Source organism: Streptomyces sp. NPDC101160, assembly GCF_044768205.1.
Classification (GTDB): Bacteria; Actinomycetota; Actinomycetes; order Streptomycetales; family Streptomycetaceae; genus Streptomyces.
The window spans coordinates 50,630-76,052 of the sequence record NZ_JBIWPJ010000003.1 but is presented as its reverse complement, the minus strand read 5'-3'; the positions used below and the strand labels follow the sequence as shown (position 1 = coordinate 76,052).

The window sequence follows — 25,423 nt, the reverse complement described above, 5'->3', positions numbered from 1 at the left end:
CGCCGGGGGCGGGCCGGGCCGCGCGGGGCGGCCGGTCGGTTGCCGTGCCGGCGCCGGGCCGTCGGTGGAAGCGCCCCGGCCGGCCGCTCAGTGGGCCGTGACCTCGATCGAGTGCCAGCCCGTCGCCCCGTCCGGCATCGTGTCGGCGCGTTGTTCGGTCTGGACGGTGCCGGTGCCGTCGGTGGCCCGGACGGTGAGGGTGTGCTTGCCGGGGGTGGGGTGCCAGCGGTAGACCCACTGGCGCCAGGTGTCGCGGCTGTCCTCGGTGCCGAGTTCGGCGTCCTGCCAGGGGCCGTCGTCGACCCGTAGCTGTACCCGGGAGATCCCCCGGTGCTGGGCCCAGGCGACGCCGGCGACGGCGACCGGGGCGGGGCCGGCGGTGACCTTGGAGAAGGCCTTCGGGGTGTCGATGCGGGACTCGGTCTTGACCGGGGCCTGTGCGGCCCAGCCGCGCGGTACCCAGTAGGCGTCGTAGGCGGCGAAGGTGGTCAGCTCGATGGAGGTGATCCACTTGCAGGCGGAGACGTAGCCGTACAGGCCGGGGACGACCATGCGGACGGGGAATCCGTGCGCGAAGGGCAGCGGTTCGCCGTTCATGCCGAAGGCGAGCAGGGCGTCCCGGCCGTCCATGACGGTCTCGACGGGGCTGCCGATCGTCATGCCGTCGGCGGAGCGGGCGACGATCTGGTCGGCCGGGCCGCCCCGGGACGGCGGGCGGACCCCGCATTCGCGCAGCAGGTCGGCGAGGCGGACGCCGAGCCAGCGGGCGTTGCCGACGAGGGAGCCGCCGACCTCGTTGGAGACGCAGGCGAGGGTGACGTCGCGTTCGACGACCTCGCGGCGCATCAGCTCGGGCAGCGTGAAGACGCGTTCGCGGGGCACGCCCGTGCCGTGGACGCGCAGCCGCCAGCTCGTGGCGTCGAGGCGCGGGACGACGAGGGCGGTGTCGACCCGGTAGAAGTCGCCGTTGGGGGTGACGAAGGGGCTGATGCCGTCGACGGGGAGCTGCGCGCCGGGCGGTACGGCGGGCGCGGGCGACGCGGGCCGGGGCAGCCGCAGCGCGTCGCGGGACGCGCCGGCGTTCTCCGAGCGGGTGGCGCCCACGCTGCGGGCCAGGAAGAGGGTTCCGGTGGCGCCGGCCACGGCGCCGGCGCCGGTGAGCAGGAAGCCGCGCCGGTCCGGGGCCGTGGCGGCGGGGCGCGGGACGGTGAGCCGCCGGGTGAGCACGTACAGGACGGCGGCGCAGGCGGCCGCGCCGGCGAGCGAGGGCAGCGCGTCGGCGGCGGACGTGGAGTCGGGGCGGGTCACGGCGGCGAGCATGCCGACCACGCCGAGGGCGGCCACCACGAGGGCGGCGGCGGGCAGGCTGCGCAGGGCGAGCAGGCCGATGAGGGCGGCGAGCACGGCGAGCAGCACCATGATGCCGGCCTCCAGGACCGTCTTGTCGTTCTCGCCGAAGGTGCGGATGGCCCATTCCTTGACGCCGGTGGGGCTGCGGTCGACGACCCAGTCGCCGACGGCGGCGATCGGCCCGGCCTCGGGCCGGACGAGGACGGCGACGAGCGCGGCGACGGCGAGCCCGCCGTATCCGGCGGCGAGGCCGCCGAGCGCGGCGAGCAGTCGGTCCGCGAGGGTGCGGCGCGGGGCGGGCGCGGGGGGCGTGGGAGGGGTGGGAGGGGTGGGGCGGGCCGGGGGCGTGGCGGTCATGTGCCTGATTCTCGGCGGAGGAGGTGGTGGAAGCGGGCATTGCGCTCAGGTGTGGCCGCCGTCGCCCGCCGGCGGGTGTTCGCCCGGTGCCGCCAGTTCCTCCACGGCCTCCGCGCCGACGACCGCGCCCGTCGACTTGCGGCCGCGCCGCAGCCGGCCCTCCAGCCAGGAGGCGAAGGTGGTGAGGGCGAAGTTGAGGATGATGAAGACGACGGCGACGACGGTGAAGGAGGCGATGGTGTTGGCGCCGTAGTTGGCGCTCATCGGGCGTACGGAGGCGAGGAGTTCGGAGAAGCCGAGCATCGCGCCGCCGAGTGCGGTGTCCTTGACGATGACGACGAGCTGGCTGACGAGCGCGGGCAGCATCGCGGTCACGGACTGCGGCAGCAGCACGTATGTCATGGTCTGGCCCTTGCGCATGCCGATGGCCTTGGCCGCGTCGGTCTGCCCGGCCGGCAGCGCGAGGATGCCGGCCCGGACCACCTCGGCGAGGACCGACGAGTTGTAGAGCACGAGGCCGGTGACGACGGCGTACAGCGGCCGGTTGTCCGGGCTGACGTCGGTGAACTGGGCGTACGCGGCGTTGGCGAACAGCATCAGGATGAGGACCGGGATGGCGCGGAAGAACTCCACGATCACGCCCGCCACCCACCGCACCCAGCGGTGGTCGGAGAGCCGGGCGATGCCGAAGAGGGCGCCGAGCGGCAGGGCGAGGACCATGGAGAGGGCGGCCGCGATGACCGTGTTCTTCAGGGCGGGCAGGAGGAAGGTGGTCCAGGTCTGCGAGTCGGTGAAGAACGGCGACCACTTGGCCCAGTCGAGCTGGTTCTTGTCGGCCAGGCTCGCCCCCACCCACCAGAGGACGGCGGCGAGGGCGACCAGGAAGACCAGCGTGAACAGGAGGTTGCGGCGCCGGGCGCTCGGCCCGGGCACGTCGTAGAGGACGGTGGCCCCGTGCTTCATCGTTTCACCGCGACCTTCTTGGCGACCCAGCCGAGGATGAGCCCCGTCGGCAGCGTCAGGCAGATGAACCCGAACGCGAAGATGACGGAGATGAGGATGATCTGGGCCTCGTTCTCGATCATCTCCCGCATCAGCAGGGCGGCTTCGGCGACGCCGATGGCGGCGGCGACGGTGGTGTTCTTGGTGAGCGCGATGAGGACGTTGGTGAGCGGGCCGACGACGGACCGGAACGCCTGGGGCAGCACGATCAGCCGCAGGGTCTGGGTGAAGTTCAGGCCGATCGCGCGGGCGGCCTCGACCTGTCCGAGGGGCACGGTGTTGATGCCGGAGCGCAGCGCCTCGCAGACGAACGCCGAGGTGTAGGCGATGAGTCCGAGGACGGCGAGCCGGAAGTTGATGACGTCGAAGTCCGTGGCGCCGAGGCTGACGCCGAGGGTCTGGAAGAGGCCGAGCGAGGTGAAGACGATGATGACGGTGAGCGGGATGTTGCGGACGATGTTGATGTACGCGGTGCCGAAGCCCCGCATGAGGGGGACGGGGCTGACGCGCATGGCGGCCAGCAGCGTCCCCCACACCAGGGAACCGATCGCTGAGTAGAAGGTCAGCCGGATCGTGGTCCAGAAGGCTCCCAGCAGGTCGTAGCCTTGGAGGAAGTCGAACACGACGGCCCGCTCAGGTGACGACCACGCCGATCTTCGGCGCGGGCTCGTTCTTGTAGCCGGCCGGGCCGAAGTTCTTGTTCACGGCGGCCTGCCAGGAGCCGTCGGCGACCATCTTCTCCAGGGCCTTGTTGATCTTGTCCTTGAGTTCGGTGTCGCCCTTCTGGACGCCGATGCCGTAGTTCTCGTTGCTCAGCTTGAAGCCGGCGAGCTTGAACTTGCCCTTGAACTGCGGCTGTGCCGCGTAGCCGGCGAGGATCGAGTCGTCGGTGGTGAGGGCGTCGACGACCCCGTTCTCGAGGCCGGTCAGGCATTCGGAGTAGCCGCCGTACTCCTGGAGCTGGGCCTTGGGCGCGATCTTCGTCTTGACGTTCTGCGCGGAGGTCGAGCCGGTGACCGAGCACAGCTTCTTGTTGTTCAGATCGGACGGCTTGGTGATGGAGTTGTCGTTCGCCCGGAGGAGGACGTCCTGGTGGGCGAGGAGATAGGGACCGGCGAAGTCGACCTTCTCCTGACGCTTCGGAGTGATCGAGTACGAGGCGACGATGTAGTCCACGTCGCCGCGCTGCAGCAGCGTCTCGCGGTCGGCGCTCTTCGCCTCCTTCCACTCGATGTCCTTGGGGCTGTAGCCGAGCTGCTTGGCGACGTACGTGGCGACGTCGACGTCGAAGCCGGTGTAGGCGCCGCTCGGGGTCTTGAGTCCGATGCCCGGCTGGTCGAACTTGATGCCGATGGTGATCTTCTTGTTCTCGCTGCCGCCCCCGCCGCTGTTGCCGTTGTCGCTGCTGCACGCGGCGCCGGTGAAGGAGAGCACGACGGCGGCGGCCAGGGCCAGGGTCAGCCTTCGGGTGGCGCGTGGGGTGTTCATCGGGTTCATGGTCCTACCGATCAGTGTTTGAGGATCTTCGACAGGAAGTCCTTGGCGCGCTCGCTGCGCGGATTGCTGAAGAACTCGTCCGGGGTGGCCTGTTCGACGATCCGGCCGTCCGCCATGAACACCACGCGGTTGGCCGCCGAACGCGCGAAACCCATCTCGTGCGTCACGACGACCATCGTCATGCCCTCCCTGGCCAACTGCTGCATCACCTCCAGGACCTCGTTGATCATCTCCGGGTCCAGGGCCGAGGTCGGCTCGTCGAAGAGCATCACCTTCGGTTCCATGGCGAGCGCGCGGGCGATCGCCACGCGCTGCTGCTGGCCGCCGGAGAGCTGTGCCGGGTACTTGTCCGCCTGCGTCTCGACGCCCACCCGCTGCAGGAGCGCGCGGGCGCGCTGCTCGGCCTTCTTGCGGTCCGTCTTGCGGACCTTGATCTGGCCGAGGGTGACGTTGTCGAGCACGGTCTTGTGCGCGAAGAGGTTGAAGGACTGGAACACCATGCCGACGTCGGCACGGAGCGCGGCCAGTGCGCGGCCCTCGGCCGGCAGCGGCTTCCCGTCGACGGTGATGGTGCCGGAGTCGATCGTCTCCAGGCGGTTGATGGCGCGGCACAGCGTGGACTTGCCGGACCCCGAGGGCCCGATGACCACCACGACCTCTCCGCGGTGCACGGTGAGCTCGATGGACTGGAGCACGTGGAGCGGGCCGAAGTGCTTGTCGACGTCTTTCAGTACGACGAGTTCGTCCCCGCCGTCCGGGACGGACATGGCTCCCTCCTGGGTTCCCTCCCCCGCTGGCCGCTGTTTCTGAGGTTCATGCTCCGCCCTGTACCGGCAAGGCGCACGCCGGAGTGGGCCGACCGCGCCCGGAGGGTGGCCGGGGCGCGGTCACCCCCCGGTCTCGCGGGCCGCCGCCTCGATCAGGTCGCAGACCTCGGCCGGGCGGGAGGCGAGGGAGGCGTGGCCGGCGTCCAGCTCGATGATCTGGCGGGCGTTCGTCCGCCGGGCCATTCGGCGCTCCATGTCCGGGTGGATCGCACGGTCCTGGGTCGAGACCTGGTACCAGCACGGCTTGGTGCGCCAGGCGGCCGTGGTGACGGCGTCGCCGAAGGTGGAGCCGACCGGGGCCTTCTGGGTGACGGCCATGACCAGGGCCTCCTCGGGGGTGAGGTCCTGACAGAAGGTCTGGTGGAACTCGTCCTGCTTGATCCAGAGGTAGCCGTCCGAGTCGGGGACGATGCTGCTGAGGCCCGCCGGCGGCACTTCCTGGCTGATCTGGCCGGGGCTCTCGCCCTCGGCCGGCGCGAAGGCGGCGATGTAGACGAGGGCGGCGACGTTCGGCAGGTCGCCGGCCTCGGTGATGACCGCGCCGCCGTAGGAGTGGCCGACGAGGACGACGGGGCCGTCGGTCTGCCGGATCATCTTGCGGGTGCGCTCGGCGTCGTCGGCGAGCGAGGTGAGCGGGTTCTCGACGGCGTGCAGCCTGTCGTAACCGCGCTTGTACAGCTCGATGATCACCTTGGACCAGTGGGCGGCGCCGCCCCAGAATCCGTGGACGAGGACGATGGCGGGCTTGTCTGCCATGCGGGGCACCCTTCGTGCGGGGCGTGGTGGGGGTCGTGGCTCACGCTAGACGGAGGGTGACCGGTCCGCCACCGTCCGTCGCGCCCGTACGGCTTCCGTGTGAGTCCGTCCGCCGGCCGTGCCCCGTACGGCGCCGGCTGACTGCGTACGGACCGGGGCGGGCGGACACTGGAGGCGGAGGGGGCGCGTCGCATCCGACCGGTCCGAGGAGGCCCGCCATGACCACCGCCGCACCCAAGGTCAGCACCCTGCCGGCCGAGCACCGGGAACGCCTCATGGCCTATGCGGAGGACGTGTACTTCGAGTCCGGCGACCGGCTCTTCGAGGAGCAGGACCACGCCGACCGGTTCTGGATCGTCAAGACGGGCGCGGTGACCCTGGACGCCAAGGTGCCGGGACGGGGCCGGCCGGTGATCGAGACGCTGCGGCACGGCGAACTGGTCGGCCTGTCGTGGCTGTTCCCGCCGTATCTGTGCCAGTCGGGCGCGGAGGCGATGACGCCGGTGCGGGCGTACGAGTTCGACGCCACGGCCGTGCGGTCGATGTGCCGCACGGATCCTGAGTTCGGCGCCTCCGTGATGTTCTGGGTGGGCCAGATCCTCGCCCACCGCCTCCATGTGACGCGGGTGCGGCTGCTCGACCTGTACGCGCCGCACGGGAGCGGGATCATGGCCTGAGCCCGGCTCGGCGGACCGCCGCTCAGCCGCAGGTGAGGCGGAAGCCGCTGTGGTCGACGGTCACCTCGCCGGGGCCGGGCATGCCGTCGAGGTCGGCGTCCTCGTAGACGATCCGCCGGCGCTCCTTGATGGTGAGCGTGCCGGCGGGGGTGCCGTCGGCGGCGTAGACGGTGCGCTCGTCCAGGGTGTCGGTGCTCTCGACGGTGTGGTGCGGCGCGGTGAGGACGACGTTGAAGCGGTCGTGGTCGACGTTGCTCCGCACGGTCCGCCCGTCGGGCAGCGTCATGCGGAAGTCGACCTTGGCGAGGCCGGTCACGACCAGGGCGCGGCCGGCCCGGACGACCTTGCCGACGGAGTGCTCGGTGAGGGTGACGGAGCCGACGAGGCCGGCGGGCAGGCAGCCTTCGAGCGGTGCGTCGTAGGTCTCGGTGTGGGTCTCGTCGAAGTGGTCCACCACCACCTGCTCCGCGTGGGCGGGGGCGGAGGCGCCGGCGAGCAGCCCGGCGGCCGCGGCCAGCGCGGCGGCGGGCGGCGCGAGACGGCGCAGGACCTGGGCCCGGGCGCCGGGGGCGAGGGGGGTGCGGGTCATGGTGCCGACGCTAGTGAGGCCGTACGGCTCCGGCACCGCGGGCGCGACCGGTCGGTGGAACCGCGGCCGGCCTCAGGGCCGTACGAGTGCGCGCACGTACCAGTCGGACAGGGTGCCGTCCGCGTGGCTGATCTGGCCCCGGCGGGCGAAACCGGCCCGGCGGGCCACGGCGGCCGCGTCGGTGTGTCCGGCGGGCACGAGGATCACGGCCCGGCGGGCGCCCAGCGTACGGGCGTGGTCGCAGACCAGCTGCACGGCCCGGCTGGCGAAACCGCGGCCGCGGGCGTCCGGGTGGAGGGCGAAGGCCAGGTCGACGTCGCCGCCCGCGAAGCCGGTGGTGGCCGGGCGCAGTTCGACGGTGCCGACCGGCCGTCCGGCCCGGATGGCGAAGGTCAGCGCGGGGCCGTGCGTGCGCCAGCGCGCGGGCGGTTCGCCGGTCCGGGCCGGCGCGGGGTCCACGAGCGACAGGACGACGACGCCGTCACAGAGCTTCACTTCATCACGCATCCCAGCGATCTTGTCGTCAATCGGCCCCTGCCACAATCGGTATCCGGTCGGACACGCCGACGTTGGCGAGAGCACGCCGTCACCCGGTCGGCCCGATGCGAGCGGTGCGCCCCGGCCAGAGGCACCAGGCTGGGGCCGTGAACGTTGCGGTGTCGTGAGGAATACGGGGCGGCCGGCACGGGAAGGCGGCGGACTGTGAACGGTGGTGGGGCACGGGCGGGCGTTCGGGCGGAAGCGCGGGCGCGGTTCTTCGCGCGGTGCGCGCTGCTCGCCGCCGTGGCGTCGATCGTGGGTCTGTTCGTGCCGTTCGGCGGCGCCGGGCTGGTGATCCTCGTCAGCGGCCTCGCCGCTCTGTGCCTGGGTGCCGCCGGCGTGTGGTGGTTCCTGGCGCACCGCGGCCTGACCCGGCTCCTCGGCGCCCTGCTGGCGATCGCCGCGCCGGCGGCCCTGCTCTACCTCTACATCCACGGCGGTCTGTGGTCGACCGCCATGGTCGCGCTGGCGCTGTGGGCCGTGGCCCTCGGCTGCGCCCGGATGGCCTTGCGGCGTTCCGAGCGCGCGCGCCGGCCGGTGCCCGCGCCGCGACCCCGGCGGCCCGTGCTCCTGATGAACCCGAAGTCGGGCGACGGCAAGGTCGAACGGTTCGGGCTCGTCGAGAAGGCGGAGCGGCTCGGCGCCAAGGTGGTCGTGCTCAGCCCGGGCCCCGACGGGGAGTTCATGGACGTGGCCGAGCTGGCCCGTACGGCCGTCACCGAGGGCGCCGACCTCCTCGGGGTGGCGGGCGGCGACGGCACCCAGGCGCTGGTGGCGGCGGTGGCCGCCGAGCACGATCTGCCGTTCCTGGTGATCAGCGCCGGCACCCGCAACCACTTCGCGATGGACCTCGGGCTCGACCGCACGGACCCGGCGCGCTGTCTCGACGCGCTGACCGACGGCGAGGAGCTGCGGGTCGACCTGGGCGACGTGGCGGGCCGGCCGTTCGTCAACACGGTCTCGTTCGGGGTGTACGCGGATGTCGTGCAGCGCCCCGAGTACCGGGCGGCCAAGGCGGAGACCGCGCTGAACCTGCTGCCCGACCTGCTCGCGGGCGGCGCGGGCCGCCGCCTGGACGCGGCGGCCGACCATGCGCGGCTGCCCGGCCAGCAGGCGCTGCTGGTCAGCAACAATCCGTACGACGCCCCCGACCCGCTCGGCGGCGGCTTCCGGCCCCGCCTGGACTCCGGCACGCTCGGTGTGATCGGCATCCGGGTGGACGGCGCGGCCCAGGCGGCCGCGCTCGCGGTCCGCGGCACGCAGTCCGCCGGTCTGAACGTGCTGACGGCCCGGCGGGTGGAGGTCACCGCCGACGCCGGGACCATGCCGGTGGCGGTGGACGGCGAGGCCCTGACGATGCCGACGCCCGTCGTCTGCACCCTGCGCCCGCGCGCGCTGCGCGTCCTCGTGCCCCGTGACCGGCCCGGCTCGATGCCGGCGACCGAGCCCCTGTCCTGGCGCCGGGTGGCCGCCCTGGCCTTCAACCGCTACCGACGAGAAGCCACCGGAGGCGCTGTCGGCGAAGGAGAGTCCCGTGACTGAGTCACCCGCGCCGCCCGTACCGGCCGGCGCCCCCGAGGAGACGTCCGCGTTGCGGGCGGTGCTCTCCGATCTGCGCGCCATGGACGGCGCCGTGTACGCGGCGGTCGCCGCGACGCCCACCCCGGCCCTGGACCGCGGGCTGCGCCGGCTGTCGAACGCGGCCGACCACTCCAAGATCTCCCTGACCGTCGCCGCGGCCCTCGCCCTCGCCGGCCGCCGGCCGCGCCGTGCCGCGGCCGTCGGTCTCGGCGCCGTGGCGCTGGCCTCGGCGACCACGAACCTGCTGGGCAAACGGCTGGTACGGCGGGCCCGGCCGGACCGGGAGGCGGCGCGGGTGTCGGTGGACCGGCAGGTGCGGATGCCGACGTCGGCGTCGTTCCCGTCCGGGCACACGGCCTCGGCCGTCGCCTTCGCCTCGGCCGTGGGGATGGAGCTGCCGGCGGCGGCGCTCCCGCTCGGCATGCTGGCCTGGGCCGTGGGCTACTCGCGCGTGCACACCGGCGTGCACTATCCCGGCGACGTCGCCGCCGGCGCGGTCGTCGGCCTCGCGAGCGCGGCCGTCGCCCTGGCGGTCGTCGACGCGGCGCCGTGGGGTGACCGGCCGCTCGCCCGTCTGCGCAGGTGAGGGCCGCGGCGCTTACCATCGGGAGGTGAACGAGAACCTTCCCCCCTGCCCCGAATGCTCCAGCACCTTCACCTATGAGATGGGTGCCCTGCTCGTCTGCCCCGAGTGCGGCCACGAGTGGTCCGCCGACGCCGCGGGCGCGTCCGGCGCCGAGTCCGGTGCCGCGGGCGGCCCCAAGGTCGTCAAGGACTCGGTGGGCAATGTGCTCGCCGACGGCGACACCGTGACCGTGGTCAAGACCCTCAAGGTCAAGGGCAGCCCCACCGGCATCAAGGCCGGCACCAAGGTCCGCAACATCCGCCTGGTCGACGGCGTCGACGGTCACGACATCGACTGCAAGGTCGACGGCTTCGGCCCCATGCAGCTCAAGTCCGGCGTCGTGAAGAAGGCGTGACGCCGGACCACGGATTCCGACGGACGTGGCGGGGCAGGTCGCGTTTCCCATGGCGGTGGCCGGATCCTGACGTTTCCTGGACCGAGGGGGAACAGATCGATGCCGTACAGGCTTGGAGGCGGACATGACTTCCGCATCGTTCGATCCCCGCACGCTGCTCGCCGAGAGCCGGCTCGGCGTCCTCGCGACCCTCAAGGCCGACGGGCGCCCGCAGCTCTCGCCCGTGATGCCGTACTTCGACGAGAAGACCGACACCCTGTACGTGTCGATGACCGAGGGCCGCGCCAAGACGGTGAACCTGCGGCGCGACCCGCGGGCGGCCCTGGAGGTGACCGCCCCGGACGGCTGGTCCTGGGCCACCGCCGAGGGCACGGTGACCCTGACCGGGCCCGGGACCGACCCGCACGGGCCGGAGGTGGAGGCCCTGGTGGACTACTACCGGCTGGCCGCCGGCGAGCACCCGGACTGGGACGAGTACCGGGCGGCTATGGTCGCCGACCGGCGCGTCCTGATGCGGATGACGGTCGACCGGGTCTACGGGCAGCGCATCCGCTGAGGTCCCCCGAGCCTCTCGGGTCTCCTGAGGCCTCCTGGGGTCCCTTCGAGCGGCGGCTCAGCCCTTGCGGACCGGGCCGAGGCGGCCGGCCGGGCGCTCGACCGGTTCGTCGCGGGCCTCGGCCCACAGCGAACGCACATGGCCGAGGTGGCGCATCATGCACGCTTCGGCGGCCGCGCGGTCGCCGGCGATCATCAGCTCCAGCAGCTCGCGGTGCTCCTCCGCCGAGGAGACCAGCTTGCCGGCCTCGTCGAGTCCGGTGAGCCCGTAGAGCCGGGACCGCTTGCGCAGATCGCTCACCGTCTCGACGAGCCGGTCGTTTCCGGCCAGTCCGAGCAGGGTGAGATGGAAGCGCCGGTCCGCCTCCAGATAGCCGATGAGGTCGTGCTCGCGCGCCTTCGTGACGATCTCGTCGGCGAGCGGGCGCAGCTCCTCCAACTGTTCGCGGCTCGCGAGTTCGGTGACCCGGCCGACCGTGGGCACCTCGATGAGCATGCGCAGCTCGGTGCACTGGTCGAGCTCGCGCTCGCTCACCTCCGTGATCCGGAAGCCCTTGTTGCGGACGGGCTCGACCAGGCCCTCGCGCGCCAGGTCGAGCATCGCCTCGCGCACGGGGGTGGCCGACACCCCGAGCTCGGCGGCGAGCCCGGGTGCCGAGTAGACGCTGCCCGGCCGGAGTTCACCCGCTATCAGGGCCGCCCGCAGGGCGTGACCGACCTGGTCGCGCAGCCGCTCCTGGGCCTTGATGAGACTGTGCTGCTTCAGGTCACCCACGCTGATCCTCCGATAACTCGCAGAGGCACAGCGTACAATGTCACGTTTCGCTGTCGCCGCCCGCCGCCGCACGGACCCGGGTCGCCGCGCGGTACACGGCGACGGCCACCGCGAGATCCTCCCAGGCCATGCCCACGCTCTTGAACAGGCGCGGCGCCTTCGGATCCGGCTGAGCCGCCCGGCCGGCGACCAGATCGGCGAGGGTGCCGGCGATGTGGTCCGGGCCGATCGCTCCCTCGGCCTCGGGAATCAGCAGATCCCCGGCCTCGCGCCGGGCCGCCGCGCGCGACTCGACGTACACGGCGGAGCGGCGCACGAGCGCCGTGTCGGTCTCGCGGGCGTCCGGCTCGTGCGAGCCGACGGCGACGACCGTCGCGCCGGGCGTCACCAGCCGCCCGTCGAACAGCGGCGTACGGGCGGTGGTGCAGCACAGCACGAGGTCCGCGCCGGCCACGTCCTCGGCCGTGCCGGTACGGGCCTTCGGCACGCCGAGGTCGCGGGCGTGCGCGACGAGCCGCTCGGCGCCGCGGTGGGCGCGCTCCGGGTCGCGGGCGACGACGACCGCCTCCGCCACCTCCCGTACCGCGAGGACGGCTTCGAGATGAGCGTGGGCCTGCGGGCCGGAGCCGAAGAGCACGAGCTTCAACTCGCTCTCCGGCGAGGCGAGATGACGGATCGCCAGGGCCGATACCGCCGGGGTGCGCAGGGTGGTGAGGGCGGCGCCGTCGAGCAGGGCGACCGGACGCAGGGTCGGGCCGTCGAGGAGGAGGAAGCTGCCGGTGATGCGGGGCAGCCCGAAGGCGGCCGGGTTGTCCGGCGCCACGCCGACGATCTTCACCCCGGCCCACGACCCGGAGGCCGCGGGCATGAGGAGCAGTTCGCCGGCGGGCACCGGCAGGACGGTCCGCTGCGGTCCGGCCTCCGGGTCGAGGCCGGCGCGGAGCGCCTCGGCGAGTGCGTCGACCGCCCCGGCCGGGGACAGCAGCCGTCGTACGGCCGGGGCGTCGAGGTGGAGAAGGCCGGCGGTCACAGGCGGAATCCCGTGCCGAGGGTGTCCTCCGGGTCGAGCGTGAAGCGGTGCTCACCGGTGCGGTGGGAGCTGCCGGTGACCTCGGTGACGAGGCCGTCCGCCGAGCCGGCCGCACCGGGGACGATCCGGCCGGTGAAGACCGTGCCGACGACGGACTCGTGGGTGAGTTCCCGGCCTTCCGCCAGGACTCCGTCCTCGGCGAGGAGGGCGAGCCGGGCGGAGGTGCCCGAGCCGCAGGGCGAACGGTCGATCTGGCCGTCGGCGAAGACGGTGACGTTGCGCTGGCGCGGCCCGGCCGGGGTGTCCGGCAGCTCCTCGTACAGGGTCACCCCGTACACCCCCGAGAGCAGCGGACCGTCGGGATGCAGGGTCGCGGGGTGGCCGGCGAGGGCGGCCCTGATCTCCCCCGCCGCGCGGACGAGTTCGGGCAGCGCGGCCCGGTCCACGGTCAGGCCGAGGGAGCGGGCCGGGAGCGAGGCGTAGCAGGCGCCGGCGTGGGCGAGGTCCACCTCGGCGCGGCCGAGGCTCGTGTCGGCCTTCACCCCGCGGCCGGTGACGCGGGCCGGGACGTTGCGGAAGGTGATGCCGGTGGTGCGGCCGCCGGCCCGGTGCACCGTGGCGGTGACCCGGCCGGACGGCACGTCGATGCGGACCTGGGCGTCCCCGTCGTCCGGCGCCGCGACCCGGCCCGAGTCGACCGCCCAGGCGCCGAGGGCGAGGGTGCCGTGGCCGCAGGCCGTCGAGTAGCCGTCCTTGTGCCAGAACACCACGCCGAAGTGGGCGCCGTCGTCGTCCGGTGGCACGACGAGGCCGCCGTACATGCCGGAGTGGCCGCGCGGCTCCCGCGCGAGGAGCAGCCGCAGCTCCTCGTGCGGGAGGCCGGGACGCGGGGCGGTGCCGTCGCCGCCGGGGACGAGCAGGTTGGCGCGCCGTTCGGCGACGGTGTCGCCGGGCGGGCACGGGAGTGGCGCGTCGGCGGCGGTGAGGTCGACGATCCGGAAGGGTTCGCCAGCGGTGTGGTAGTCGGTGGTCCGCACCTCCGGGGGGTGCACGGTGCTCACAGCAGGAAGCCTCCGGGGAACGGGTCGGTCGGGTCCAGGAAGTACTGGGCGGTGCCGGTGAGCCAGGCCCGGCCGGTGACGGTCGGCACGACGGCGGGCCGGCCGCCGACCGTCGTCTCGTCGACGAGCCGGCCGGTGAACTCGGTGCCGATGAAGCTCTCGTTGACGAAGTCGGTGTGCAGCGGGAGCTCCCCCCGGGCGTGCAGCTGGGCCATCCGCGCGCTGGTGCCCGTACCGCACGGGGAGCGGTCGAACCATCCGGGGTGGATGGCCATCGCGTGCCGCGAGCGGCGCGCGTCGGAGCCGGGGGCGGCCAGGTACACGTGCTTCAGTCCGGCGACGGCCGGGTCCTCCGGGTGCACCGGGCGGTCCGGGCCCGCGTTGACGACGTCCATGAGCGCGAGACCGGCGGCCAGCAGCTCCTGCTTGCGCGCCCGGTCGAAGGGCAGGCCCAGGGAGTCGAGGTCGACGAAGGCGTAGAAGTTGCCGCCGTACGCGAGGTCGTAGGTGACGGTGCCGAAGCCGGGGACCTCGGCCTTGAGGTCGAGCCCGACGCTGAAGGCGGGCACGTTGGTGAGCGTGACCGCCGTCGCGGCGCCGTCCTCGACCCGCACGTCCACGCTGACCAGGCCGGCCGGGGTGTCGAGCCGGACCGTGGTGACGGGCTCGGTGACGGGCACCATGCCGGTCTCCACGAGGACGGTCGCGACGCCGATCGTGCCGTGGCCGCACATGGGCAGGAGGCCCGACACCTCGATGAACAGCACGCCGTAGTCGGCGTCGGGGCGGGTCGGCGGCTGGAGGATGGCACCGCTCATGGCGGCGTGGCCGCGCGGCTCGTACATGAGGAGGGTACGGAGGTGGTCCAGGTGCTCGATGAAGTGGAGCCGCCGCTCGGCCATCGTGGCGCCGGGGATCACCCCGACTCCCCCGGTGATCACCCGGGTCGGCATGCCCTCGGTGTGCGAGTCCACCGCGTGGAAGATGTGACGGGTACGCATGGGTCTCCCCCGGTCGCGTCGGTCGGGTCGGTGTCGGGTCGGTTGGGTTGGCTTGGGTCGGTCGGTGGGTCGGCCGGCCGACCGGTGGGGTCGGTGGGGTCGGCCGGCCGGTCGGTCAGTGGTGGCCGTCGGCCAGGGCCTTCTCGGTCGCCGAGCGCACGGCGGTCCCGGCCGCGCCGGTCAGCGGATGGCGGGGCGGGCGGGTGACGCCGCCGGGGCGGCCGGCGATGTCCATCGACAACTTGATCGCCTGCACGAACTCCGTCTTGGAGTCCCAACGCAGCAGCGGGTGGAGCGACTTGTAGAGCGGCAGTGCGGTGCCCAGGTCCCCGGCGACGGCGGCGCGGTACAGCTCGGCGCAGGAGGCGGGCAGGGCGTTGGGGTAACCGGCGATCCAGCCCACCGCCCCGGCGAGGGCCAGCTCCAGGAGGACGTCGTCGGCGCCGATCAACAGGTCGAGCTCCGGGGCGAGTTCGGCGATCTCGTAGGCCCGGCGGACGTCGCCGCTGAACTCCTTCACGGCGACGATGTGGCCCGCGGAGTGCAGCCGGGCGAGGAGGGCCGGGGTGAGGTCGACCTTGGTGTCGATCGGGTTGTTGTACGCGACGACCGGCAGGCCGGCCCCGGCGACCTCCGCGTAGTGCGCGAGCACGGCGCTCTCGTCGGCCCGGAAGGCGTTCGGCGGCAGCAGCAGCACCGAGCCCGCGCCCGCCTCGGCGGCCTGCTCGGCCCAGCGCCGGGATTCGGCGCTGCCGTAGGCGGCGACGCCGGGCATCACCCGGGCCCCGTCACCGGCCGCCTCCACGGCCGTGCGGACCACGCGGGCGCGCTCCTCGTCGGTGAGGGTCTGGTACTCGCCCAGGGAGCCGTTGGGCACGACGCCGTCGCAACCGTTGTCGATCAGCCAGCGGACGTGCTCGGCGTAGGCGTCGTAGTCGACGGACAGGTCCTCGCGCAGCGGGAGGGCGGTGGCGACCATGATGCCGCGCCAGGGACGGGTGGTGCTCCAGGTGGGGACGCTCATCAACAACTCCTTTGTAGTGTGTGACATTTTACTGACAGGCGTACGGCGGCCACAAGACCGCGAACGGGGTGGGTTACGGGAGGTCCGCGAGGTGGCGGAGCGGTACCGGGCAGGCGAACGGCCTGCGGTCGGGCGCCGGGCCGTCGCCCGAGAGAGCCGCCACCGCCGGGCCGCACATCCGGCCCTGGCACCAGCCCATGCCGGCGCGGGTGAGCAGTTTGACGGTGCGTGCGTCGTGTGCGCCCAGCTCGTCGACCGCCTCCCGGATACGGGCCGCCGGCACCTCCTCGCACCGGCACACGTCCGTCGAGGCGCTCACCCAGTCCGTCCAGCCCGCGCCGGGCCGGTGCGCGGCGGCCATCGCGTCGGCGAAGGCGCGCAGGCGCGTACGGTGGTGGCGCAGGGCGTCGGACACCTCGGTGTGCCCGGCGATGGAGTGCGCCGCCAACTCGCCTTCGACAAGGGCGAGTTGCGCGCCACCGATGCCGCCCGTCTCGCCGGCCGACCAGACGCCCGGCACCGACGTGCGCAGGTCTTCGGTGAGCTCCAGGGCGATCGTGCCGTCCGGGGCCGTGCGGGTCGCGCAGCCGAGCGCCGTCGCGAGGGACAGCTCCGGGACCAGTCCGTGGCCCACCGCCACCGCGTCGCACGGGATGCGGCGCCCCGTCCCCGGGACCGGCCGCCACTCCCGGTCGAGCCGGGCGACCGTGACGGCCTCGACCCGGTCGGAGCCGTGCGCCTCGACGACGGCGTGACGGGTGAGGAGGCGGGTGTGGTGGCGCACGAGCGCGGAGCCGTAGCGGGCGCCTTCGAGGAGCTTGGCCGGGTTGCGCAGCAGGGTGCCGGTGTGGCGCGCGTAGCCGCCGTACGCCGACGCCTCGGCCACGGCCGGGACGCGCGCGCCCGCGCTCGCGAGGGACGCGGCGACCGCGAGCAGCAGCGGGCCGCTGCCGGCCACGACGATCCGGCGCCCCGGGAGCGCGAGGCCGCTCTTGAGCATGGCCTGCGCTCCCCCGGCGCCGACCACGCCGGGCAACGTCCATCCGGGAAAGGGGAGTTGACGTTCGTAGGCGCCGGTGGCGAGGAGGACGGCGCGGGCGGTGACGGCCGTCGCGGCGTCCTCGTCCGTGCGCGCGTGGACGGTCAGGGCGCCGCTGGATTCGGGCGTGACGGCCCACACCTGGTGGGACGGACGGTAGGTGACGCGCTTCGCCTTCCGGTGCGCGTCGAGGCGCCGTACGCGGGAGGTGAAGGCCCGCCACTCGTGGTGCAGCGCCTGCGGGCGCGCCGCGCCCAGTTCCGGCGCGGGGTGCCGGTAGAACTGGCCCCCGGGGCGGGCGCCCGCGTCCAGCAGGGCGACCCGCAGGCCGAGGTCGGCGGCCGTCACGGCGGCGGCCAGGCCAGCCGGGCCCGCGCCGACGACGGCGAGGTCGACGGCGGGATCGACGACGGGGTCTGCGCCGGGATCGACGGCGGGGTCAGCCCCGGTTTCAGCAGCCGAGTGCGGCACGGCCGGTTCCCTCCTGGGTGGTGACGGAGTCGCCCGGGCGGGCCGGGACGAGGCAGGCACGCTGGTTGGCACGGCCGTTGACGGTGACGAGGCAGTCGTAGCACTGGCCGATCCCGCAGAACGCGCCGCGCGGCGCGCCGGTGGTGCGGGTGGTGCGCCAGGAGACGATGCCGGCCGACCAGAGCACGGCGGCGATGGACTGCCCCTCGGCGACGGGGAGTTCACGATCGTCGAAGCTGAGTGTGTACGTGCGGTGCGGGGCGCCGCCCACGAGGTCGCGTGGGGTCGTCACTGGGAGGCTCCTTCATGGGTCTCGAACGCGCGGTCCGGGCGGAACGGGGTCGTGTCCAGGGGTGGCTCCGCCCCCGCGAGCCCGGCCGCGACCAGCGCTCCCGTCGCCGGCGCCAGACCGATGCCCGCGCCCTCGTGGCCGCACGCGTGGTGCAGGCCGGGGACCCTGGGGTCCGCGCCGATCGCCGGGAGGTGGTCCGGGAGGTACGGGCGGAAGCCGTGGTAGGTCCGGATCACGTCGACGTCCGCCAGGACCGGGAAGAGCGCGGCCGCCTGGGCGGCGAGGCGGCGCAGGGCCTCGCGGGACAGCGTGCGGTCGAAGCCCACGCGTTCGCGGGTCGCGCCGATCAGGACCGGGCCGGCGGGCGTTCCCTCGACCACCGCGGAGGACTGCAGCGACGCCGACCCGCTGGCGACGTCGGCGATGTAGTCCGCCGCGTACACCTTGTGCCGTACGACGCGGGGAAGCGGCTCCGTCACGAGGACGAAGCCCCGTCGGGGCAGGACCGGGAGGTGGGTGCCCGCGAGGCGGGCGATCTCGCCGCCCCAGGTGCCGGCCGCGTTGACGACGGCGGGCGCGAGCAGTTCGCGGCGCGGGGTGCGGACGCCCCGGACGGCCCCGGAGGGGTCGCGGAGGATCTGCGTGACCTCCTCGCCGAGATACGTGGGGATCCGGGCCGCGGCAAGCAGTCGGGCCGCCGCCTTCGCCGGCTGGACCTGGGCGTCCTGCGGGTAGAGGAAGGCTCCCGCCTGGTCCCTGGCCAGGTTCGGTTCGAGGGTGGTGAGTTGCTGCGGCTCGATCTCGGTCGCGGTGACGCCCGCGGTCCGCTGGCCCTCCGCGAAGGCGCGCAGCGCCTTCAGGGTGGTCTCGTCGGGCGCCACGACGAGACCACCCTTCGGCTCGTACTCGATGTCCGGCGGGAGTGCGTCGGACAGTTCGCGCCAGAGTCTCGTGGACAGCAGCGCGAGGTCGAGCTCGGGGCCCGCCTCCTTGTCGGAGACGAGCAGGTTTCCTTCCCCGGCACCCGTGGTGCCGCCCGCGACGGGACCGCGGTCGACGACGGCGACGGAGAGGCCGGAGCGGGCCGCGTAGTACGCGCAGGCGGCTCCGACGACGCCGGCACCGATGATCACGGCGTCCAGGGAGTGTCTCTTGGGCACGGCAGTAATATGTCACATTCTTTTGACGGTGCCCAGGCCCTCACGGGCCTGGGCAGGAACCTGAGGGGCGGTCAGCTGCGGAGCGGGCCCTCGCAGCGGTAGCTCGACGTGCCGGCGGCGTGGTTGGACCAGATGTCGACCGGTCCGAAGCTGCAGTTCATGTCGGCCAGGTTGTTCAGGCGGGACTCCGCGGCGCGGTCGAGGATGAAGTAGTCGACCGTCTCGGACATGTCCTTGAAGTTCTGGTCGTCGCTGCTCCAGTTCGTCAGGTTGGCCGTGATGCGTCCGGTGCAGATGAAGCGCCGCTTGCCGGTGTCGCCGTTCTCGACGCAGTCCGGGTTGCTGTACGTGGCCCCGGCGAAGGCGGTCCGCACCCCCGCCACGGTGGAGTACGTGAGCTGGTCGTTGGGCGTGAACGTGGTGTTCGGCACGTACAGGCGGTCGACCTGGGCGATCTGCGCGTCCAGGAAGCGGTCGTAGGCGGCCTGGAGGCCCGCGTCGGCGCCGAGGCGGTCGCGCCAGGCGTCGAACCCGGCGACGTCGTTCGCGCGGATGTGGGTGTACATCTCGCGCAGCAGGCCCGGGCGTTCGGTCCACAGGAACTCGAAGAACGTGCCCGCGTAGTTGTAGAAGCGGAAGCCGTCGCCGTCGTAGGTGGCGTGCAGCAGCTGGCGCACGTTCATCCGCGGGCCGCCGCCAGCCGTGTCGTTGATGATGCCGCGGACCAGCGACTTGCGGACGGCGATGCCGTTGTCGCGGGTGGCGCCGTCGAAGAACTCGGCCGTGCCCTCGTCCATGGCCGTGGTGCGGTCGCCCTGGTACCAGGGGCCCTCGCCGAAGAAGCCCGGGACCGCCCAGCGGCCGTTGAGGTAGTGGGTGTACTCGTGCCGGAACAGCTCTTCGAGGGTGAGGCTGGAGTCCTGCGGGACGCGCCGCTGGTACGTGTAGAAGGTGGCGCCGTTCTCGATGTAGATGCCGCCGTTGTTGGTGGAGTAGCCGGTGAGCAGCGGGTGATAGACCTCGTAGTCGGCGCGGGAGGCGTAGAGCACGATGTTGAGGGTGCTGTTGGGGTCGCCGGCCAGCGGCTGGTCGGTGCCGAGCACCCGGTGGAACTGCGCCTTGACCTGCTTGCTCGCGTAGTAGAGCTGGTCGACGGTGGCCCGGTCGAGGGCGGTGCGGACCTTGATGCCGCCGTTGTCGTACGTGTACGTGTTGGGGAAGAGGCGCTTCTCGATGTCGGCCTTGCAGACGTTGTACGGCGCGCAGGCGCCGTAGAAGTCGAGCCAGGTGACGACCTTGGCCCACGGCTCGCTGCCGTAACCGAAGTTCGACTCGACGGTGCCGAGGAGGCCGCCGAGGTCCGCGGCGATGCCGTCCTTGAGTCCGTCGATCTGGCCGAAGCGGCCGTACTCGGAGAGCGCGTCGCGCACCACCCAGGCGTTGGCCGTGCCCTTGAGGTGGGTGTAGCCGGCGAAGGCCTTGAACGTGGCCCGGTAGGCGGGGTCGGCCTTGGCCGCGGCCTGGAAGGCGGCGTCCTGGTTGCCCGGGTAGACGCCCAGGTAGTTGACCGAGAGCGCGGCGAGGGCGGCGCCGCCCCAGGCGGCGTCCCGGTTGGTGGCGGTGTGCGCGGCGTCCATGGTGGCGAGCACCTTGACGACGGTGCCGAGCTGGTACTGGCGCAGGCCGGGGGCGCTGGCGGCGTAGAGGGCCTCGCGCAGGGTGCGGGCGTTGCTGGCGGTGACGTCGAAGGTGTGGGCCGCGCCGGCGAAGTCGGCGATGGCGCGGCGCATGGCGTCGACGGTCGGCGCGTCGGTGATGTCGATCTCGGAGCGCGAGTAGTCGTGGTAGGCGACCGCGTGGAGGTAGGTGAACATCTCCTCCAGGTGGGTGGTGTTGCGGCCGTCGTGGCTCGCGGCGAGCGCGGATATGCGGTGGGACACGGCCTGCACGTGGGCGTCGGACATGACGGGTGCGAGGCGGGCGTCCCAGGTCCAGATGAGCGTGCGGAGGCAGCCGTCGGCGGTGACGGCGGGGTCGGCCAGGAAGTCCGCGAACTGCTCGGGCGTGAGGGCCGTGATGCCGTCGAGGGTGCAGGGGACGCCGGTGGCGAGCGTCGAGGGGGCCGGTGCGGTGCTCCGCTTGGCCGTCGCGGCCTGCGCCTTGACGGGTCCGGGGACGCGGGGCTTGGCGTTCGTGCCGCCGGGGGCGGGGGCCGGGGCGGGCTTGGCGGGGGTCGCGGTGGCGAGCCGGTCGACCTCGTCGAAGGGGTTGGTGCCGGTCGGCGCCATCGGCGCGAACGTGGCGGGCGCCTGGACCCGGGTGGGGGCGGGACGCTCGGCGGCCTGGGCCGTGACCTGCGCGGCGGAGGCGACGAGGGTCGCCGCTATGGCGGTGGCGAGCAGGGATCTACGCACGGTTCTGAGCTCCTCGTGGGGGATTGCGCGCGGTCGACTCCCTTGGCTCTCACGGGAGTTGACGGTTTGTGAGCCGTCAGCGCGTGAGGAGTAAAATAGTAATGTGAAATTGCACTGACAAGGGTTGTGCACCGATCAGTTACGCGAGCCGTGGTGGCGGGCCGTCCGGCGAGGGGTCGGTTCGCCCGCGGACGGTTAACCTGACCGCGCCTGATCGCGACCCGAGGAGAGAGCATGGCGCGGATGCCGTCGGCCGAACGACGCCGTCAGCTGGTCGAGGCCGCCGTCCGGGTCATGGCCAGGGACGGGGTGGGGCGCGCCACGACGCGCGCGATCTGCGCCGAGGCCGGGGTGTCGCTGAGCGTGTTCCACTACTGCTTCGACTCCAAGCAGGCGCTTCTGGAGGCGGCGATCGAGTCGATCACCGGGAGCTACGTGGCCCGGGTGATGTCCGCGGTCGAGCCGAAGGGGACACTGCGGGACACGGTGCGGGCGGCGCTCGGGTCGTACTGGGAGCACGTGACGGCGCACCCGGCCGAGCACATGCTGACGTACGAGCTCACCCAGTACGCGCTGCGTGAGGACGGGTTCGAGCATCTGGCGCGGGCGCAGTACGCGCAGTACGTGGCGTCCGCGACGACGCTGGTGGAGCAGGTGTGCGCGGCGCGCGGGGTGGTGCCGAAGGCGCCGGTGGAGCTGCTCGCGCGGCTGCTCGCGGCGGTGATCGACGGGCTGACGCTGCAGTACCTGGTGCTCGGCGACGAGCGGGCGGCCGAGGCGCTGCTCGACACGACCGCCGACCAGTTCGTCGCCCTCATCGAGGGCACCGAGGGCTGATCCGGACCCTGACGCTCCATCAACAGGTCATTTGACCCGGACTCTTGACTCACTAGGCGATCGCCGCGATCCTCGGCCCGAGCCGCCTGTTACCCACAGAAACACCACAGGCGGCTCGCAGCCCGGTATCCCCCGACCGAAGGCATCGCTGACCATGATTCGACCATCACGACGCGGGGCGGGCGGCCGGTTCGCCCTGGTGTCCCTCTTCATCGCCCTGGCCACCGTCGTCTTCGGCGCGGGGCCGGTCCCCGCCGCCGACACCGGTGGCAACTGGTGGGAGCCGACCGCCCGGCCGGCCCCCGACTCGCAGATCAACGTCACGGGCGCCCCGTTCAAGGGGACCGACGCCCAGGGCAAGGTGCGCGGCTTCATCGACGCGCACAACCACCTGATGTCCAACGAGGGCTTCGGCGGCCGCATGATCTGCGGCCAGACCTTCTCCGAGGCCGGCGCGGCCGACGCGCTCAAGGACTGCCCGGAGCACTACCCGGACGGCTCCGGCGCGCTCTTCGAGCATCTGACCGGCGGCGACAACGGCCACCACGACCCGGTCGGCTGGCCCACCTTCAAGGACTGGCCGGCCTACAAGTCGCTGAGCCACCAGCAGAACTACTACGCGTGGGTCGAGCGGGCCTGGCGCGGCGGTCAGCGGGTCCTGGTCAACGACCTGGTGACCAACGGCCTGATCTGCTCGCTCCTGCCGCGCGACCGCGGCTGTGACGAGATGGACGCCATCCGGGTCGAGGCCCGCAAGAGCTACGAGCTGCAGGACTACGTCGACAGGATGTACGGCGGCCCGGGCAAGGGCTGGTTCCGCATCGTCACCGACTCGGCGCAGGCCCGCTCGGTGATCGAGCAGGGCAAGCTCGCGGTGGTCCTGGGCGTGGAGACCTCCGAGCCGTTCGGCTGCAAGATGATCCTGGACGTCCCCCAGTGCTCGCAGGCCGACATCGACAAGGGCCTGGACGAGCTGTACGGGCTCGGCGTGCGCAGCATGTTCCTGTGCCACAAGTTCGACAACGCGCTGTGCGGTGTCCGCTTCGACAGCGGCACGACCGGTGTCGCCGTGAACATCGGCCAGTTCCTGTCGACCGGCACCTTCTGGGCCACCGAGAAGTGCGCGGGCCCGCAGCACGACAACCCGATCGGCCTGGCCACCGTCCTGCCCGCGCTGGCGGAGAAGCTGCCGGCCGGGGTGACCGTCCCGTCGTACGCCTCCGACGCCCAGTGCAACAAGCGGGGGCTGACCAGGCTCGGCGAGTACGCCGTGAAGGGCATGATGCAGCGCGGCATGATGCTGGAGCTCGACCACATGAGCGTCAAGGCCGCGAGCCGCGCCCTGGACATGCTGGAGGCCGAGGAGTACCCGGGCGTCATCTCCAGCCACAGCTGGATGGACCGGGACTGGACGGACCGGGTGTACGGGCTCGGCGGGTTCGTCGCCCAGTACATGTCCGGCGCGCAGGGCTTCATCGGCGAGGCCGCCCAGAAGGCCGACCTGCGCAGGAAGTACGGCGTCGGGCTCGGCTACGGCACCGACATGAACGGGGTCGGCGGCTGGCCGGCACCGGTCGGCGCGGACGCCCCGAACGCCGTGAAGTACCCCTTCCGCAGCTTCGACGGCGGATCGGTCCTGGACCGTCAGGTCACCGGTGAGCGCACCTGGGACTTCAACACCGACGGCGGTGCGCACAACGGGCTCGTCCCGGACTGGATCGAGCAGATCCGGCTCACCCCGGGCGGCCCGGGCGTCGTGGACGAGCTGTCCCGGGGCGCCGAGTCGTACCTGACCACCTGGAAGAAGACCGAGAAGCACGAGATGGGCGTCGACCTCGCGTCGGGACAGCCGACTTCGGCCTCCACGAGCGAGTGGTGGAACCCGTTCGTGAACTACTCCCCCGGCCGCGCCGTGGACGGCGACACCGGCTCCCGCTGGGCCAGCGAGTGGAACGACGACCAGTGGTGGCAGGTGGACCTGGGCACGGAGCGCCGGGTCGGCCGGGTCACCCTGGACTGGGAGACGGCGTACGGGCGGGCGTACCGGATCGAGCTGTCGGACGACGGCGCGAACTGGCGGACCGCTTGGTCCACCGACTCCGGCGACGGCGGCTACGACACGGCCGAGTTCGCCTCGCAGCCGGCCCGCTACGTCCGCATCCACGGCGAGCGGCGGGGCACCGGCTGGGGCTATTCGCTGTACGAGGTGAAGGTCACCCGCTCCTGATCCGCTGAGCGCGCGCACGGAGAGAGGCCTGCCGGACGCCGGTCCGGCAGGCCCCTTCGTCGTGTGCGGGCGGATACGGGTGCGGGGAGGCGGTCAGCCGGCCGCCGGGCCGGTCCAGTCGGCCGGCACGCGGGCCAGGCGGACCCGCTGCGGATGGTCGCCGACGTCCACGGTGGCCACCCGCCGTCCGGTGGCGAAGTCGATCGCGGTCACCCGGTCGGCGCCGCTCTCGGAGATGACGCAGTCCTTGCCGTCGCCGCTGACCGTCGCCCAGTACGGCTTGTTCGCCTCGACCAGCGGGCCCTCCTGGAGGGTGGCCCGGTCGACGACGGTCGCGTAGTCGTCCATCGTCCCGGCCACGCACAGCTTGCCGCCGTCCGGGCTGATGGAGAGCCCGTGGTGGCGCGAGTCGTTGACCCAGGTGGTGCGGTCGGGGTTGGTGGCCGGGTTGCCGGGGAGGGTCTTCAGGCGGGTGATGCGGTCGGTGGCGATGTCGTACTCGAGGAATCCGTTGAAGAAGGAGACCTGGAAGTAGATCTTCTTCTCGTCGGGGGTGAAGACGAGGGGCCGTACGGCATCGGAGAGGTCGCCGCGCCCGAAGGCGTCGAGCCGCTCGCGCATGTCGATGACCCGTACGGTCCGGAAGGTGGCCGCGTCGACGACGGTGATCTTCCGGTCGCCCTTGGTCCAGTCGAGCCAGGGCGCGTCGAGGGCGGTGGTGACCTCGCCGATGGACATGTTCCACAGCAGGCCGTCGGAGGTGAAGACGTTCTCGTGGGGCTTGGCGCCGGTCTTGAAGGAGCCGAGCTGGCGGCCGGTGACGATGTCGAGCACGTGCACCGTGTCGGCGGTGGAGGCGGAGACGGCGACGCGGGTGCCGTCGGGCGAGACGGCCATGTGGTCGGAGCGGTAACCGGCCACGGGGAAACGCCAGTTGATACGGCCGGTGCGCAGGTCGATCGAGACGACGTCGGCGAAGCTCGGCCGGGACACGACCATGGCGGTGCCGTCGGGCGTGGCGTACATGTCGTCGACGAACTGGTCGTGGCCCTCGCCCGGTCCGTTGCGGACGCCGAGGAAGAAGCCCAGCCGGATCGGGTCGAGGTAGATCTCGCGGAGCCGCTCCTCCCGGTCGGGGATCACGTTCACCCGGCCGATGCGGCCGAAGTTGCCCCGGGATTCGATGACATCGGCGGTGCCGTCCCAGTTGTTGCCGACGAACATCACCTCGCGCAGTCCGCCGTCGGCGTCCGTGGTGACGGGCCGGGCGAACGGCCGGGCGGTGGCCGGCGTTCCGCCGAGCGCGGCGACGAGGGCGATTCCGGCGGCGAGGGCTGCGCCGAGGCGCAGGCGGGGAGAGGGCATGGGGATTCCTTCTTCC

25 protein-coding genes are annotated in these 25,423 nt (G+C 72.8%); 7 read left to right on the top strand and 18 right to left on the bottom strand.

Translation table 11 applies throughout. From position 1 onward, the window contains the following. Nucleotides 1–87 precede the first annotated feature (87 nt). The 6 genes from ACIRSU_RS09805 to ACIRSU_RS09780 all read right to left on the bottom strand — a co-directional run bounded on the left by ACIRSU_RS09805 (nucleotide 88) and on the right by ACIRSU_RS09780 (nucleotide 5,789). Nucleotides 88–1,707 (bottom strand): molybdopterin-dependent oxidoreductase, encoded by a 1,620-nt coding sequence (locus ACIRSU_RS09805; RefSeq protein WP_403790372.1) that lies wholly within the window; start codon nucleotides 1,705–1,707, stop codon nucleotides 88–90. A gap of 45 nt (nucleotides 1,708–1,752) precedes the next feature. Further along, nucleotides 1,753–2,670 (bottom strand): amino acid ABC transporter permease, encoded by a 918-nt coding sequence (locus tag ACIRSU_RS09800; protein ID WP_403790370.1) that lies wholly within the window; start codon nucleotides 2,668–2,670, stop codon nucleotides 1,753–1,755. Next, nucleotides 2,667–3,332, bottom strand: a complete 666-nt coding sequence (locus ACIRSU_RS09795) for an amino acid ABC transporter permease (protein ID WP_403790368.1) — start codon at nucleotides 3,330–3,332, stop codon at nucleotides 2,667–2,669. The genes ACIRSU_RS09800 and ACIRSU_RS09795 overlap by 4 nt, the downstream gene beginning before the upstream one ends. 10 nt (nucleotides 3,333–3,342) lie before the next feature. Next, nucleotides 3,343–4,197, bottom strand: a complete 855-nt coding sequence (locus ACIRSU_RS09790) for a glutamate ABC transporter substrate-binding protein (RefSeq protein ID WP_403790366.1) — start codon at nucleotides 4,195–4,197, stop codon at nucleotides 3,343–3,345. A gap of 20 nt (nucleotides 4,198–4,217) precedes the next feature. Further along, entirely contained in the window at nucleotides 4,218–4,973 is a 756-nt protein-coding gene (locus ACIRSU_RS09785) for an amino acid ABC transporter ATP-binding protein (RefSeq protein ID WP_403790364.1), read from the bottom strand. 120 nt (nucleotides 4,974–5,093) lie between these two features. Further along, nucleotides 5,094–5,789 carry an alpha/beta hydrolase gene (locus ACIRSU_RS09780; RefSeq protein ID WP_403790363.1) on the bottom strand — a complete coding sequence of 232 codons (696 nt, stop codon included), beginning with the start codon at nucleotides 5,787–5,789 and terminating at the stop codon, nucleotides 5,094–5,096. 218 nt (nucleotides 5,790–6,007) lie between these two features. Here ACIRSU_RS09780 and ACIRSU_RS09775 point away from each other — a divergent pair, with 218 nt between their 5' ends. Beyond that, nucleotides 6,008–6,466: a Crp/Fnr family transcriptional regulator gene (locus ACIRSU_RS09775; protein WP_403790361.1), complete on the top strand. Its 459-nt coding sequence runs from the start codon at nucleotides 6,008–6,010 to the stop codon at nucleotides 6,464–6,466. Nucleotides 6,467–6,488: 22 nt separating this feature from the next. Here the strand turns inward: ACIRSU_RS09775 and ACIRSU_RS09770 are convergent, their stop codons facing one another. Together ACIRSU_RS09770 and ACIRSU_RS09765 are read right to left on the bottom strand one after the other, a co-directional pair. Further along, nucleotides 6,489–7,055, bottom strand: coding sequence for a hypothetical protein (locus tag ACIRSU_RS09770; RefSeq protein ID WP_403790359.1), 567 nt, complete (start codon nucleotides 7,053–7,055; stop codon nucleotides 6,489–6,491). Nucleotides 7,056–7,127: 72 nt separating this feature from the next. Continuing rightward, nucleotides 7,128–7,562: a GNAT family N-acetyltransferase gene (locus tag ACIRSU_RS09765; RefSeq protein ID WP_403790358.1), complete on the bottom strand. Its 435-nt coding sequence runs from the start codon at nucleotides 7,560–7,562 to the stop codon at nucleotides 7,128–7,130. A 276-nt stretch (nucleotides 7,563–7,838) separates the two neighbouring features. Between ACIRSU_RS09765 and ACIRSU_RS09760 the strand changes: the two genes are divergently transcribed. From ACIRSU_RS09760 to ACIRSU_RS09745, 4 genes are all read left to right on the top strand, one after another. Continuing rightward, nucleotides 7,839–9,137 carry a diacylglycerol/lipid kinase family protein gene (locus tag ACIRSU_RS09760; RefSeq protein WP_403790356.1) on the top strand — a complete coding sequence of 433 codons (1,299 nt, stop codon included), beginning with the start codon at nucleotides 7,839–7,841 and terminating at the stop codon, nucleotides 9,135–9,137. Nucleotides 9,138–9,216: 79 nt separating this feature from the next. Next, a complete protein-coding gene (locus ACIRSU_RS09755; RefSeq protein ID WP_403791458.1) occupies nucleotides 9,217–9,762 on the top strand; it encodes a phosphatase PAP2 family protein in 546 nt (181 codons plus the stop codon). 25 nt (nucleotides 9,763–9,787) lie between these two features. Next, a complete protein-coding gene (locus tag ACIRSU_RS09750; protein WP_403790354.1) occupies nucleotides 9,788–10,156 on the top strand; it encodes a zinc ribbon domain-containing protein YjdM in 369 nt (122 codons plus the stop codon). A 124-nt stretch (nucleotides 10,157–10,280) separates the two neighbouring features. Further along, nucleotides 10,281–10,712 (top strand): PPOX class F420-dependent oxidoreductase, encoded by a 432-nt coding sequence (locus ACIRSU_RS09745; protein WP_403790352.1) that lies wholly within the window; start codon nucleotides 10,281–10,283, stop codon nucleotides 10,710–10,712. 57 nt (nucleotides 10,713–10,769) lie between these two features. On the opposite strand, the gene ACIRSU_RS09740 is transcribed toward ACIRSU_RS09745, so the two are convergent. The 9 genes from ACIRSU_RS09740 to ACIRSU_RS09700 form a co-directional block, all read right to left on the bottom strand. Further along, entirely contained in the window at nucleotides 10,770–11,486 is a 717-nt protein-coding gene (locus ACIRSU_RS09740; RefSeq protein WP_403790350.1) for a GntR family transcriptional regulator, read from the bottom strand. Between the two features lie 40 nt (nucleotides 11,487–11,526). After that, entirely contained in the window at nucleotides 11,527–12,516 is a 990-nt protein-coding gene (locus ACIRSU_RS09735) for an ornithine cyclodeaminase family protein (protein WP_403790348.1), read from the bottom strand. Continuing rightward, nucleotides 12,513–13,577, bottom strand: coding sequence for a proline racemase family protein (locus ACIRSU_RS09730; RefSeq protein WP_403790346.1), 1,065 nt, complete (start codon nucleotides 13,575–13,577; stop codon nucleotides 12,513–12,515). Before ACIRSU_RS09730 ends, ACIRSU_RS09735 begins: the two co-directional genes overlap by 4 nt. Beyond that, entirely contained in the window at nucleotides 13,574–14,578 is a 1,005-nt protein-coding gene (locus ACIRSU_RS09725) for a proline racemase family protein (protein WP_403790344.1), read from the bottom strand. The genes ACIRSU_RS09730 and ACIRSU_RS09725 overlap by 4 nt, the downstream gene beginning before the upstream one ends. A 115-nt stretch (nucleotides 14,579–14,693) precedes the next feature. Continuing rightward, nucleotides 14,694–15,602, bottom strand: coding sequence for a dihydrodipicolinate synthase family protein (locus tag ACIRSU_RS09720; RefSeq protein WP_403790342.1), 909 nt, complete (start codon nucleotides 15,600–15,602; stop codon nucleotides 14,694–14,696). 73 nt (nucleotides 15,603–15,675) lie between these two features. Beyond that, on the bottom strand, nucleotides 15,676–17,112 hold the full coding sequence (locus ACIRSU_RS09715; RefSeq protein WP_403790340.1) for an NAD(P)/FAD-dependent oxidoreductase: 1,437 nt from the start codon (nucleotides 17,110–17,112) through the stop codon (nucleotides 15,676–15,678). Further along, nucleotides 17,093–17,404, bottom strand: a complete 312-nt coding sequence (locus ACIRSU_RS09710) for a (2Fe-2S)-binding protein (RefSeq protein ID WP_403790339.1) — start codon at nucleotides 17,402–17,404, stop codon at nucleotides 17,093–17,095. Before ACIRSU_RS09710 ends, ACIRSU_RS09715 begins: the two co-directional genes overlap by 20 nt. Beyond that, complete coding sequence (locus ACIRSU_RS09705) at nucleotides 17,401–18,564, bottom strand: NAD(P)/FAD-dependent oxidoreductase (protein ID WP_403790337.1); 1,164 nt, start codon at nucleotides 18,562–18,564, stop codon at nucleotides 17,401–17,403. Before ACIRSU_RS09705 ends, ACIRSU_RS09710 begins: the two co-directional genes overlap by 4 nt. Before the next feature lie 71 nt (nucleotides 18,565–18,635). Continuing rightward, on the bottom strand, nucleotides 18,636–20,978 hold the full coding sequence (locus ACIRSU_RS09700) for a collagenase (RefSeq protein WP_403790336.1): 2,343 nt from the start codon (nucleotides 20,976–20,978) through the stop codon (nucleotides 18,636–18,638). Between the two features lie 234 nt (nucleotides 20,979–21,212). Between ACIRSU_RS09700 and ACIRSU_RS09695 the strand changes: the two genes are divergently transcribed. Next, complete coding sequence (locus ACIRSU_RS09695; RefSeq protein WP_403790334.1) at nucleotides 21,213–21,815, top strand: TetR/AcrR family transcriptional regulator; 603 nt, start codon at nucleotides 21,213–21,215, stop codon at nucleotides 21,813–21,815. 154 nt (nucleotides 21,816–21,969) lie between these two features. Next, nucleotides 21,970–24,042 (top strand): discoidin domain-containing protein, encoded by a 2,073-nt coding sequence (locus ACIRSU_RS09690; RefSeq protein WP_403790332.1) that lies wholly within the window; start codon nucleotides 21,970–21,972, stop codon nucleotides 24,040–24,042. Between the two features lie 93 nt (nucleotides 24,043–24,135). Here ACIRSU_RS09690 and ACIRSU_RS09685 read toward each other — a convergent pair whose 3' ends face one another. Further along, nucleotides 24,136–25,407 (bottom strand): YncE family protein, encoded by a 1,272-nt coding sequence (locus tag ACIRSU_RS09685; protein WP_403790330.1) that lies wholly within the window; start codon nucleotides 25,405–25,407, stop codon nucleotides 24,136–24,138. Between the last annotated feature and the right edge of the window lie 16 nt (nucleotides 25,408–25,423).

Coding starts and splice junctions, on each gene's coding strand:
- ACIRSU_RS09770 (WP_403790359.1), bottom strand. CDS start 7,055: ATGACCCGCACCCCCCTCGCCCCCGGCGCCCGGGCCCAGGTCCTGCGC.
- ACIRSU_RS09695 (WP_403790334.1), top strand. CDS start 21,213: ATGGCGCGGATGCCGTCGGCCGAACGACGCCGTCAGCTGGTCGAGGCC.
- ACIRSU_RS09690 (WP_403790332.1), top strand. CDS start 21,970: ATGATTCGACCATCACGACGCGGGGCGGGCGGCCGGTTCGCCCTGGTG.
- ACIRSU_RS09800 (WP_403790370.1), bottom strand. CDS start 2,670: ATGAAGCACGGGGCCACCGTCCTCTACGACGTGCCCGGGCCGAGCGCC.
- ACIRSU_RS09805 (WP_403790372.1), bottom strand. CDS start 1,707: ATGACCGCCACGCCCCCGGCCCGCCCCACCCCTCCCACCCCTCCCACG.
- ACIRSU_RS09745 (WP_403790352.1), top strand. CDS start 10,281: ATGACTTCCGCATCGTTCGATCCCCGCACGCTGCTCGCCGAGAGCCGG.
- ACIRSU_RS09780 (WP_403790363.1), bottom strand. CDS start 5,789: ATGGCAGACAAGCCCGCCATCGTCCTCGTCCACGGATTCTGGGGCGGC.
- ACIRSU_RS09725 (WP_403790344.1), bottom strand. CDS start 14,578: ATGCGTACCCGTCACATCTTCCACGCGGTGGACTCGCACACCGAGGGC.
- ACIRSU_RS09775 (WP_403790361.1), top strand. CDS start 6,008: ATGACCACCGCCGCACCCAAGGTCAGCACCCTGCCGGCCGAGCACCGG.
- ACIRSU_RS09790 (WP_403790366.1), bottom strand. CDS start 4,197: ATGAACACCCCACGCGCCACCCGAAGGCTGACCCTGGCCCTGGCCGCC.
- ACIRSU_RS09755 (WP_403791458.1), top strand. CDS start 9,217: ATGGACGGCGCCGTGTACGCGGCGGTCGCCGCGACGCCCACCCCGGCC.
- ACIRSU_RS09720 (WP_403790342.1), bottom strand. CDS start 15,602: ATGAGCGTCCCCACCTGGAGCACCACCCGTCCCTGGCGCGGCATCATG.
- ACIRSU_RS09785 (WP_403790364.1), bottom strand. CDS start 4,973: ATGTCCGTCCCGGACGGCGGGGACGAACTCGTCGTACTGAAAGACGTC.
- ACIRSU_RS09685 (WP_403790330.1), bottom strand. CDS start 25,407: ATGCCCTCTCCCCGCCTGCGCCTCGGCGCAGCCCTCGCCGCCGGAATC.
- ACIRSU_RS09765 (WP_403790358.1), bottom strand. CDS start 7,562: ATGCGTGATGAAGTGAAGCTCTGTGACGGCGTCGTCGTCCTGTCGCTC.